The sequence below is a fragment of the Microbacterium ureisolvens genome, from assembly GCF_015278315.1.
Taxonomy (GTDB): domain Bacteria; phylum Actinomycetota; class Actinomycetes; order Actinomycetales; family Microbacteriaceae; genus Microbacterium; species Microbacterium ureisolvens.
The window spans coordinates 543,673-554,500 of sequence record NZ_JADIJE010000002.1; the positions used below are offsets into that span (position 1 = coordinate 543,673).

13 protein-coding genes are annotated in these 10,828 nt (G+C 72.4%); 7 read left to right on the forward strand and 6 right to left on the reverse strand.

Annotation, left to right across the window (positions count from 1 at the left end):
• Nucleotides 1–21 precede the first annotated feature (21 nt).
• Entirely contained in the window at nt 22–438 is a 417-nt protein-coding gene (locus tag IM767_RS04785; protein WP_109211996.1) for a VOC family protein, read from the reverse strand.
• 493 nt (nt 439–931) lie between these two features.
• Here IM767_RS04785 and IM767_RS04790 point away from each other — a divergent pair, with 493 nt between their 5' ends.
• A complete protein-coding gene (locus tag IM767_RS04790) occupies nt 932–2,101 on the forward strand; it encodes an RtcB family protein (RefSeq protein WP_109211984.1) in 1,170 nt (389 codons plus the stop codon).
• Nucleotides 2,102–2,235: 134 nt separating this feature from the next.
• Here the strand turns inward: IM767_RS04790 and IM767_RS04795 are convergent, their stop codons facing one another.
• Both IM767_RS04795 and IM767_RS04800 read right to left on the reverse strand, forming a co-directional pair.
• Complete coding sequence (locus IM767_RS04795; RefSeq protein ID WP_194398806.1) at nt 2,236–3,243, reverse strand: DNA-3-methyladenine glycosylase family protein; 1,008 nt, start codon at nt 3,241–3,243, stop codon at nt 2,236–2,238.
• Between the two features lie 51 nt (nt 3,244–3,294).
• Entirely contained in the window at nt 3,295–4,035 is a 741-nt protein-coding gene (locus IM767_RS04800) for a winged helix-turn-helix domain-containing protein (protein ID WP_109211985.1), read from the reverse strand.
• A gap of 536 nt (nt 4,036–4,571) precedes the next feature.
• Here IM767_RS04800 and IM767_RS04805 point away from each other — a divergent pair.
• The 4 genes from IM767_RS04805 to IM767_RS04820 all read left to right on the forward strand — a co-directional run bounded on the left by IM767_RS04805 (nt 4,572) and on the right by IM767_RS04820 (nt 6,408).
• Complete coding sequence (locus tag IM767_RS04805; protein WP_109211998.1) at nt 4,572–4,865, forward strand: GNAT family N-acetyltransferase; 294 nt, start codon at nt 4,572–4,574, stop codon at nt 4,863–4,865.
• Between the two features lie 97 nt (nt 4,866–4,962).
• Complete coding sequence (locus tag IM767_RS04810) at nt 4,963–5,202, forward strand: hypothetical protein (protein ID WP_109211986.1); 240 nt, start codon at nt 4,963–4,965, stop codon at nt 5,200–5,202.
• Nucleotides 5,202–5,906, forward strand: a complete 705-nt coding sequence (locus IM767_RS04815) for a DUF2339 domain-containing protein (protein WP_109211987.1) — start codon at nt 5,202–5,204, stop codon at nt 5,904–5,906. The genes IM767_RS04810 and IM767_RS04815 overlap by 1 nt, the downstream gene beginning before the upstream one ends.
• A gap of 61 nt (nt 5,907–5,967) precedes the next feature.
• Entirely contained in the window at nt 5,968–6,408 is a 441-nt protein-coding gene (locus tag IM767_RS04820) for a DUF1622 domain-containing protein (protein WP_109211988.1), read from the forward strand.
• A gap of 7 nt (nt 6,409–6,415) precedes the next feature.
• On the opposite strand, the gene IM767_RS04825 is transcribed toward IM767_RS04820, so the two are convergent.
• The 3 genes from IM767_RS04825 to IM767_RS04835 form a co-directional block, all read right to left on the reverse strand.
• Nucleotides 6,416–6,643, reverse strand: a complete 228-nt coding sequence (locus IM767_RS04825; RefSeq protein ID WP_109211989.1) for a hypothetical protein — start codon at nt 6,641–6,643, stop codon at nt 6,416–6,418.
• Between the two features lie 112 nt (nt 6,644–6,755).
• Complete coding sequence (locus tag IM767_RS04830; RefSeq protein WP_194398808.1) at nt 6,756–7,487, reverse strand: alpha/beta fold hydrolase; 732 nt, start codon at nt 7,485–7,487, stop codon at nt 6,756–6,758.
• A 3-nt stretch (nt 7,488–7,490) separates the two neighbouring features.
• Nucleotides 7,491–8,051: a hypothetical protein gene (locus tag IM767_RS04835; RefSeq protein ID WP_109211991.1), complete on the reverse strand. Its 561-nt coding sequence runs from the start codon at nt 8,049–8,051 to the stop codon at nt 7,491–7,493.
• 142 nt (nt 8,052–8,193) lie between these two features.
• On the opposite strand from IM767_RS04835, the gene IM767_RS04840 reads away from it, so the two are divergent.
• On the forward strand, nt 8,194–9,342 hold the full coding sequence (locus IM767_RS04840) for a metallophosphoesterase family protein (protein WP_109211999.1): 1,149 nt from the start codon (nt 8,194–8,196) through the stop codon (nt 9,340–9,342).
• A partial coding sequence (locus IM767_RS04845) for an AAA family ATPase (RefSeq protein WP_194398809.1) occupies nt 9,339–10,828 on the forward strand: 1,490 nt, incomplete at its 3' end. The genes IM767_RS04840 and IM767_RS04845, both read left to right, overlap by 4 nt.

Genomic DNA, 10,828 nt, shown 5'->3' on the forward strand with positions numbered 1-10,828 from the left:
CGCCGGGCCCGGTGCTCCGTTTCAGGACTGCGGCGCGTTGACCGCGACCATCCAGTCGATGCCGAAGCGGTCGGTGAGCATGCCGAACTTCCCGCCCCACGGCGGGGTGTCGAAGGGCATCGTGACGCTGCCGCCGTCGGCGAGCTTGTCCCAGAAGCCCTGAAGCGAGGCTTCGTCGTCGCCGCTGACCGACACCGAGATGCCGGCGGGCTTCTGGTAGTCCATACCGGTCGGCGTGTCGGCGCCCATCAGCACGAAGCCGTCAGGGCTCGTCAGCTGCGAGTGCATCACGAGGTCGTTCTCGGACGGATCCTGCACCATGCCCTCGAACTGGCCGAACGTGGAGATGTCGAGGTCGCCGCCGAACACGCTCTGGTAGAAGGTCATCGCTTCGCGGGCTTCGCTGCGGAACGAGAGATACGGATTGAGGCTGGGCATGTCGAACTCCTGGGGAGAGAGGATGGATGCCGCGCCCGGCCGCGTGGCGCCTCCCAGTGTCGCCCCGGCCTCCGACATCGGCAAGGCCCGCCGCCGGTGCCTTCGCCTCTCCGTGCGACGGCGTCGTGGAGCGGGCACGCGGCGGAGATCCGCAACTCGCCGGCGAGCAGGAACGAGATCCCGTGGATCGCTTGACGCGACCTCGGGCGGTCCTCTAGCGTGGCGAGGCTGCGTCGATCGGCGCAGTCTCACGAGCGAACCGAGAGGGGCGACGGATGAACGCGAAGCGCGAACTCCGTTTCCGCGCGGTCCTGGGTCAGCAGCCCGGCGACCGCTACGAGTCGTCCCCTCCGGCGCCGGCCGTGTAGCAGCATCCGCTGATCCACGCCCCGCACCGCACAGGTCCGGGGCGTTCTCCTTTCCGGAGAGCTCCGACCTCGACGGCCGCTCTTCGCGCACCGCCCCGGTGCGCGCCATCACAGGGAAAGGAATCATGGAGAGGCTCTCCGCACGGCTGCTCTCGTGGGCGAGCCTGATCGACGAGAAGACCGTCGAGCAGGCCCGCACCTCGTCACGCATGCCGTTCATCCACCCGCATCTGGCGCTCATGCCCGATGCCCACCTCGGAAAGGGCGCGACCGTCGGCTCGGTCATCCCGACCCTCGGCGCCATCATGCCTGCCGCGGTCGGGGTCGACATCGGCTGCGGCATGATCGCGGTGCGCACCCAGTTCACGAAGGAGGAACTGCTGGCTCGCGACCTCACCGCGCTGCGCGAGCAGATCGAACGTGCCGTGCCGCTGTCGGCAGGGCGCGACAACCGCAAGGTCGTCGCGACCGCGGAGCCGCGGGTCGCAGAGCTCGAGGAGCTCGCGACCAAGGCCGAGTTCGACCCGGCGCGGTACGCCGAGCACTGGCGCCTGCAGCTCGGTTCTCTCGGGTCGGGCAACCACTTCATCGAGGTGTCGGTCGACGAACTCGACCGAGTGTGGATGTTCCTTCACTCCGGCTCACGGGGCGTCGGAAACAAGATCGCGACGCACCACATCGGCGTCGCGCAGCGGCTCGCCGAGCAGTGGTGGATCGAGCTTCCCGACCCCGACCTCGCCTACCTCGTCGAAGGCACGGAGGAGTTCCGGCGCTACATCCGCGAGCTGCGGTGGGCGCAGCACTTCGCACTGCTCAACCGCGAGGAGATGATGGACCGCGTCGCGCGGCAGCTCTCGGAGGTGATGGGGGAGCCGGTCGCCGAGCACGAGCGGATCAACTGCCATCACAACTTCACCGAGTCCGAGAAGCACTTCGGCAAGCAGGTGTGGGTGTCGCGGAAGGGTGCGATCCAGGCCGATGAGGGGCGACCCGGGCTCATCCCCGGTTCGATGGGCACCGCATCGTACGTCGTGGAAGGGCTCGGCAATCCGCTGTCGCTGAACTCCTCGCCGCACGGTGCCGGCCGTGAGTACTCGCGGTCGGCCGCGCGCCGGACGTTCTCGCACGAGCAGCTGCGGCAGGCGATGGCGGGCATCGAGTTCCGTGACACCGACGCCTTCATCGACGAGATCCCGCAGGCCTACAAGCCGATCGACCGGGTGATGGCAGACGCATCAGACCTCGTGCGGGTGCGGCACACGCTGCGTCAGCTCGTCAACGTGAAAGGCGACTGACACGGATGCCGCGGCTCGGCCGGTCCTCGGATCGGCCGGGTCGCGGCATCCATCTCACCGAACAGAACGCCGCCTCGCGGCGCCGACGCAACACGAGGAGGTGCGAAGCCGCGATCGTGAGGCCGTACCCGCGATCAGCGGTCGCGGTGGTCCTCAGGATGCAGGCGTGCGCCGCGTCGCGGCTCGCGCACGCCGCTGGCTCCGATGAGGCGGATCACGCGCTGACGGTGACGCGGCCATGCGGCCAGGAGACCCAGCATCCCGTCGTCGTCGGTCCGGTGCCCGGTGAGCGCGTAGCCGACCTCGTGGGCGAGATGGTAATCGCCGACGCTCACCGCGTCGGGGTCGCCGAGGGCGCGGATGCGCGTCTCGGCCGAGGTCCACGGGCCGATGCCGTGCTGGCTGACGAGGACCCGGTCGACGGCCTCTCCGTCTTCCGCGGCGAGCACCGCGCGAACGATCGAATCGCCGCGGCGGGCCGCGCGCACGACGGTCTTCGACTGGGGCGGCTCGAGCCCTGCCCGGTGCCAGACCCATGACGGCACGTGCTGCCAGCCGTCGATCGTGGGCGGCGCGAACATCGGGACGGGCGTCGGGCCGGGGGCGCGCTCCCCGCACCACGTCACTATTCGCCGCCACGCGGCGAAGGCCTGCATGCCCGTGACCTTCTGCTCGAAGATCGCGCAGGCCAGGGCATCGAAGACGAGGCCGGTGCGCGACAGGCGCAGGCCCGGGTTGCGGTGATGCGCGTCGGCGATGAGCGGATGCCGCGCCGCCTCGAAGCCGGATGAATCGTCGTCCGCCCCGCACAGCGCCGGCAGCTGAGCCAGAGCCCAGTCTCGACCCGGACCCCATGCCGCACCGCGGATCACACCCGGGTGCGTCTCGCGGATCGCGAGGGTCGCCACGCCGGCCGGAGTGCGGCTCACCCGCCAGATGACTGCGCCGGCCACCGCCATCGTCGGGTCGCCGGCGCCGCGGCGCTGAAACAGCACGGTGCGGCGGAGATCGAGCGGATGCCGCGGACGGTACTCCGTCTCGAGGGGCCGGCCGTGATCCGGCCGCGGGTCGCGGTGCGACTCCCGCCGGCCGAAGCGCTCGGCATCCCTCGTCCGAGAGATGCGCGAGAGCGAGGTGGTCATGCCGCCCACCCTACGCCCCGGCCTCCGACATCCGTGCCGGAGAGCCGCGCGTCAGAAGCGGTCGGGCGACGGCGTGCCGTGGCCGTAGCGGATGACGACGTCGGCGTGACGGTCGAAGCGGTAGCCGACTCCGCGCACGGTGCGCACGATGTCCTCGTAGCGGCCGAGCTTGGCCCGCAGGCGCCGGACGTGCACGTCGATCGTGCGCTCACCGGGGGCGTCTTCGTCGGTCGCGCCCTGCCAGAGCGACGTCACCAGCTCGGTGCGCTCGATCGTGCGGCCCTCGCGCAGCACGAGGTACTGCAGCAGCTCGAACTCCTTGAACGTGAACGCGGCCGACTCGCCGTCGATGAGCACTCGCTTGCGTGAGATGTCGACGACGACGCCGCCCGAGGCCGGCTCCTCGTCCTCGGGCTCCTCCTGCTTGGTGCGGGCGACGGCCGACGGCTCGTGCAGCGCGAGACGCACCACGTCGACGTCACGGCCGCCGGAGCCGACCGGCGCGAGGGCCACGGTCGCATAGGTCTCGGCGGAGGGGGCGAGCTCGGCGATGGTGCGGCGGAGGGCGTCGACGAGGACGCCGAGGTTGACCCCGGAGGCTGCGGCCTTGGCCTCGTCGATGCCGACGTAGAGGGCGAAGCCGCGCGGCGCGGTGCCGGCCGGGAGAGCACGAGCCTGCACCGGCTCGGCGGCCGGGGCGGCGGGCGTCTCGACGGCGGCCGGGTGGTTGACGGCGCGCAGGTGGCGGACGGGGGCGGTGGCGGGGCGATCGAGGAGAGCGGTGGTCGACATGATGATGGTCCTTGCGGGAGGAACCCGGATGGCGGAACCGGGTTGGTGTGCTGCGGCCCTGTCGTCGGAGGCGAGGAGGCCGTAGGCCGGTAGTGGCCTGTGCCCGACGCTGGGCGGTGTGCGAAGCGGATCCGGGTGCGCGTGATCGACGCACGAAACCGGTGCTTCGGGGGACTCCGTACGATCCGTGTTCAGAAGCGGAGGAGGAGTCCGACGGGGGTCACCGTGCTAGTGGCACATTCGACAACACATGGCAACGCGACCGGCCATCATCATGCCGGCAGTCCTGTTCGCCTCCCGGGCGGACAGATACAGCGCGTTGTCAGTCATGAGCCCGATTATTACCGACTTTGTCGGAAAACGTCAAATCGCACGGATGCGGAGGCCCAGATCGTTTCGGAATGTGACAGATTGCTCAATCTCTGCGGGAGGTGCCTCGCTTACGCGCTGCACGCGGCTCGGCCCGACCCTGAGCGATCGCCGCGACATCCAGTCCGCTGCGTCCCGGTGAGGTGGGTCAGGCGTAGCCTGTGCGGGTGACCGAGCTGCGCTTCACGAAAGAGACGGATGCCTCGCGCTACACGCTCCACCGCGGCGACGACCTCGTCAGCGTGCTGGACTACCGCGACGACGGCCGCACGGTGGCCATGACGCGCGCGTACACCGTCCCCACCTTCCGGGGCCACGGCTACGCCGGCGAACTGGTCGAGCGCGCCGTCGACGATCTCGAGCAGAACGGCGACCGCAAGGTCGTGCCGGTGTGCTGGTACGTCGCCGACTGGTTCGACGCGAACCCCTCGCGCCGAGGCATCCTCAATCCTCGTCCCTGACGGGAGCCGCTCGACGGCATCGTCGACCGCCCTTGTCAAGCCCATGTCGCCGGGGGCATCGCTGCCCGAGGCTGGAGGCTGACGAGAGGAGCACGCCATGGATCGCGAGCGACCGACCGACCCGGACCTCCCCGAGGGCGTGATCAACGCCGCCCCCGCCGGGGGCTGGGAGGCGGTGGATGACCAGGAGTCCCGGGAGCGCACGGCGAGTGCGGACGAATCCGCTCTGTTGACGGATGCCGCGCTGCAGCCGGACGACCCGGTAGAGGGCGAGGCGGCCCGGCGCGGCGCCGATCCCGACATGGTGAGCGACAGCGAGCGAGGGGAAGAGCCCTGATGAGCACGACAGGCAACGAGTACGAGCAGCCCGGTGTGAACTACCCCGACCGGGGCGACGCCGACGGAGCGACCGACACTTCGGGTGCGGCCGAGCCGGCGCGACAGGAGCAGCCGGAGGCAGCGCCCGCGATGGGGGAGCCTGCCGAGGACGCGGAGCCCGCCGGCACGTGGACAGAGGCGCCCGAGCAGGGCGGTGCGGCCCCATCGTCGCCCGGCACCCAGGACGGAGAGGCGTCGGCGGCGTCCGCTCCCGCCGGTGCACAGACTCCCGCACCCGAACCGCAGGGTGCCGCCGCGACCGGACCCTCGGAGGGAGCCCGCAGCGGCCAGCCCAGCCACGAGGCGGTGGGGATCGGTGTCATCGACGACGGCGCCGACCATCACGGTCATGACGAGGGCCGCGACACCCTGACCGCCAGCCAGGCCCAGCAGACGCCGGGCGCCCTGGGCACCGAGCAGGAGCAGCGGCTCCCCGCGATGGCGCAGAACAACGCGTCCGAGCTGGAGAAGGTCACCGGGATCGTGGCGCAGACGCGTCAGGACGTCGGCACCGAGCCGCTCGAGCGCATCGCCGAGGTGCTGCGCCAGCGACTGGACCAGTCCGGCATCGACCTGCCCGACGCCGACGTGCAGGAGCTGGCGCGCCAGGTCTCGACCGGTGACGCCGACAGCCCGACCCAGCCGGGGCGCGACTCGGCCTGAGATCGACCCGCGATTCCGACGGCGACGGGGGCCAGGACGGCTCTAGGCTGAGCGCGTGCACATGGAGGCCGTGTTCACCGCCGTCGCCGTCGGATTCGAGGCGGTCGGCGCCGCCGCCATGATCGTCGGCTTCGTCGTCGCGCTGGTGCTGGGCGCCCGCTCGCCCGCGCGACACGAGGGCGGTCAGGCGGCCTTCACGACGCTGCGGACCACGCTGGGCGCCGCCATCCTGCTCGGGCTCGAGGTGCTCGTGGCGGCGGACCTCATCCGCACCATCACCTCGAAGCCTTCGCTCGAGGACGCCGCGATCCTGGGGATGATCGTCCTGATCCGCACCATCCTCTCGGTCTCCATCCAGATCGAGATCGAGGGGACGCTGCCGTGGCGGCGCGCTCTGCTGCGCAGCGGCGGTCAGATGGTGGGCGACGCGCTCGCCCGTGACCGCGCGGCCCAGCAGGCATCGCGTGCTGCGGGGCCCGCACCCGACCCGCGGGCGCCGTGACGGCCGGCTAGGCGACCGCGCAGGCGGTGTTGCAGTCCTGCGACGTGCGGAGACCGATCGGCCGGGCCCACGCCGCGCGCTGCGGGCGGGCGACGCCGGCGACGACGCGGGTCGTCCGGTGCGGTGCGAGGGCGGCGAGTTCTCTGTCGCGGATCGAGGCGAGGATCTGGTGCTCGCGGTCCCTCGTCCAGATGTCGTGGTGGTACTGCTGTTCGGCGGCGTATACAGCGAACATGGTTTCCTCCGTTGGTTCCGACACTGTGAAACCTACGCGGGGGTTCCGACATTGCCGGGTTCCGCGCACATGGCAGGAATCCGCCGCCCCGAGGCAGTCACGACGCCGGTGATCAGCCCTCTCCGGCGAACTCGCGGATGAGGCGCGCGGCGGGTGCGGCATCCCGGATCATCGTCTCGTGACCGTGGTCGGGCACCTCCTCGAGCCGTCCCTGCGGCAGACCGTCCGCGACCTGCCGGCACCAGGCCGGCAGGGCGACGAGGTCGTCCTCGCCGCGCAGCACGAGCGCCGGAACGTCCGCGAGATGCAGCACGTCCTCGGGGCGGTGCACGAGCATGGCGTGGAACTTGGCGCGCAGCCGGGGTCCCGCCCGCACGTACTCGCGCGCGCCGCGCGCGATCACGCGCGGGCTCTCCACCGCGATGTCGCGCAGCAGGCGCCACAGCTGCCGGGGTGCGGACCGCGCCGTCGGGTCGAGCGTCGGGCCGACGAGCACGATGCGGTCGACCACCTCCGGGTGGCGCACCGCGATCTCGAGTGCGACCTGCGCGCCCATCGAATGCCCGATGACGACCGCCGGCCGCATGACCCGTTTCCGGAGATAGGCGGCCACGAGGTCGGCCGTGCGCTGCATCGTGAGCACGCGGGCGGGCTCCGGCGCCTCGCCGTACCCGGGGAGATCGAGGGCGACGACCTCACCGTCGCCGAGGTGGCGTGCCAGGTCGGTGAAGACGCTGCGCCCCATGCCGATGCCGTGGATCAGGACGTACGCGCGCTCGCCGTGGCCGCGACGCTCGGCGACGATCGTCGCGCCGGCGTGCGCGAACCGTTCCACTCCTGCCATGGATCAGGCGGCTCCGGGCTGATCGCGCAGGCCCACGCGATCGGGGATGTCGAACTGCACCCGCGGCAGCCACGACGACGGCTCGGGCCAGGGCCGCGAGGCGGGAAGCGTGCGCAGACGCGCGCGCAGCGCCGCGCCGGACGCCTCCACCGGCAGCACGCGCGACGGCGCGTGGTGCGCGAGGGCGCCGAGCCACCAGTGACGCCAGGTGCCCTCGATCGCCTCGGGCCCGGCGACGACGTAGTAGTCCGGCATCACCGCCTCCCCCGAGGCGAAGAGCGTCAGCAGCGCACCCACCTCCGCTTCGAGCGAGCCGAGGGTCGCGCGCTCCTCGTACAGCTCCACCCACGCCGAGGCCACGTGCTCGAGGGGATCGGCGTCGTGCACCACGTACGGCATCGACACGGAGGCGACGAGGTGGGCGGCGACCGCCGGCTCGGCCTCGCGCAGCGAGAGGGCGACGAGCGCCGGAACGTCGGCCAGACCCGTCAGCAGCTCGTCGCTGTCGGCGCCGACGAGCGCCACGACGGTGGAGCGCGGGGCGGTGTCTGCGGAGTGGGCCATGTTCCACGATACGTCCGGCGCGCGGCCGGCGGGCCTGCACCTCGCCGCGGGACCGTTCAACCGGCTGTCGGCTCCGTTCGCGGTTCGCCCTTGCGCGGCCTGCCTCGGCGGCGATGTCCGCGGGCGAACGTACCGTGTGAGCATGCGGATCCTGCACACCTCGGACTGGCACATCGGGCGGTCGTTCCACGGCCATTCCACGCTCGATGCGCTGCGTGGTGTGCTCGAGGCGCTCGTCGAGCAGGTGCGCGAGCACCGGGTCGACCTGGTGATCGTCGCGGGCGACGTCTTCGACTCCGCGACCCCCGCGGCAGGCGCGTACACGCTCCTGTCCGACGCGCTGCGGGGTCTCGCCGACGCCGGCGCGGCCGTCGTGGTCACCAGCGGCAATCACGACTCGGCCGCGCGCCTCGGCTTCCAGTCGCAGCTGCTGCGGGAAGGCGTCCACGTGATCACCGACCCCGAGCTCGTGGGCACCCCGGTCAGCTTCGCCGACGAGCATGGCCCGGTGCACGTCTACGGCATCCCGTACCTCGAGCCGGTGCTGCTGCGCTCGCTGTGGCCCGGCGTGCGCACCCAGGCCGACGTGCTCGCGCACGCGATGGACCTGGTGCGGACGGATGCCGCGACCCGCGGCGGTCGCACGATCGCCGTCGCGCACTGCTTCGCCGCGGGCGTCGAGCCGACGCCCCACCTGGAGCGCGACATCCAGCAGGGCGGGCTCGACATCGTTCCGCTGTCGACGTTCGCCGGAGTGGACTACATGGCGCTCGGCCACATCCACGGCCGCCAGCAGCTCTCGCCCGGCGTGCGCTACGCCGGCGCCCCGCTGCACTACAGCTTCGACGAGGGAGACAAGCCGCGCGGCTCCTGGCTGGTGGAGCTCGGCCCGGAGGGCCTGGGCGAGGTCGAGTGGCTGCCGCTGCCGGTGCCGCGCGCGCTGGCCACACTCACCGCCACGCTCGAGGAGCTCCTCGAGGAGGAGCGCTTCGCGGCGCACGCCGGCGATTGGGTGCGGGCCGAGTACACCGATCCGCTGCCCCAGCGCGACCCGATGCGGCGTCTGCTCGCCCGCTTCCCGTTCTGCGCGGAAGTCCGCCACGCGCCCGCGGCGGCGCGCAGCGATGACGAGCGCACGTACGCGCAGCGTGTCCGCGCCGCCCGCAACGACGCCGAGCTCGTCGACGCGTTCCTCGCGCACGTGCGCGACGGCGAGGGCGCGACCGCACGCGAAGCCGAGCTGGTGGGCGAGCTCCTCGAGGAGCGCACCCGTGTGGAGGCGACCGCGTGAGACTCCACCACCTCGAACTCGCCGGCTTCGGTCCCTTCCGCGAGCGGCAGAGCGTCGACTTCGAGGCGTTCGAGCGCGACGGGATCTTCCTCATCGCCGGCCGCACGGGCGCGGGCAAGTCGAGCATCCTCGACGGTGTCTGCTTCGCGCTGTACGGAAGTGTGCCCCGCTACGAGTCGGGAGACAAGCGGCTCCGCAGCGATCACTGCGCTCCGGAAGACCCGACCGAGGTGCGCCTGGAATTCACGGTCGGCGAGCGGCGCTGGCGCGTCACGCGCGCCCCGGAGTATCAGCGTCCGTCCCGCCGTGGCAGCGGGCTCACCACCGAGCCCACGCGCGCAGAGCTCGAAGAGCTGGTGGACGGCGCCTGGGTGGGGCGCGCGGGCAAGCCGCGCGAGGTCGGGCTGCTCCTGGACGATGTGCTCGGTCTCAATGCGCTGCAGTTCCAGCAGGTGATCCTGCTCGCTCAGAACCGGTTCTCGCGGTTCCTGCTCGCGTCGGGCACCGAGCGCCAGTCGCTGCTGCGCGCGCTGTTCGGCTCGCGGCGCTACGAGGAGTACGCCCGCGAGCTGGGGGAGCGCAGCAAGGCCGCTCAGCACGAGCTCGACGCACTGGGCGAGCGGGCGCGCACGCTTCTCGATCAGGCCGAGCGACTCATCGCGGCCCACGACCTCCTGCCCGTCGACGAGCGCGCCGACGACCTACCCGCCGACCTGGCCGCCCGTCGCGCAGCGGTCGAGTTGGCGGAGCACCGCGCCGCCTACCGCCTCGACACCCTCGCGCGCGAACGCGCCACCGCCGACGACACGCGCGCGGCCGCAGACGCCGCTCACGCCGCCGTGGTCGCGCTCGCCAGAGACCAGGCCGAGCTGAGCCGCGCCCGCACGCGCCTGCAGGCGCTCGAGGACGCGGGCGACGAGATCGCCGGCGACCGCCGCCGGCTCGAAGCCGCCCGGGCCGCCGAGGTGCTGCGGGCGACGCTCGACGCCGTCGCCCGCGCCGAGTGCACCGCGGTTTCCGCGGCAGAGGCCGCCGCGGCGGCCGACGCGGCGTGGGAGCGGGCGGCCGGCACCGTCGACGCCGACGCTGCGGTCGAGCTCACGGCCGTGGTCGAGCGGCTGACCGGCGAGCTGGCGGTCGCCACCGCGGCCCTCGCGCAGGAGGCAGCGCTCGTCGCGGGCGAAGCCGAGCTGACGGATGCCGCGACCGCCGCCGCGCGCCTGGACGACGACATCGCGACGATCGACGCCCAGCGCGCCGAGGTTCCCGGCGAACTCGCGCGGATCGATGCGGAGCTCGAGTGGGCGCGTGCGGCCGCCGCCGGACTGGAGCCGGCACGCGTGCGCCACGAGGAGACGGCGAAGCGGCTCGCCGCCGCGGGCGAAGCCGAGCTGCTCGCCGGCGCCCGGCGGACGGCCGAGGCGGCGCATCGCGACGCCGCGGAGAGCGGGATCCGGAGCGAGCGCACGCGTACAAACGCGAGGGT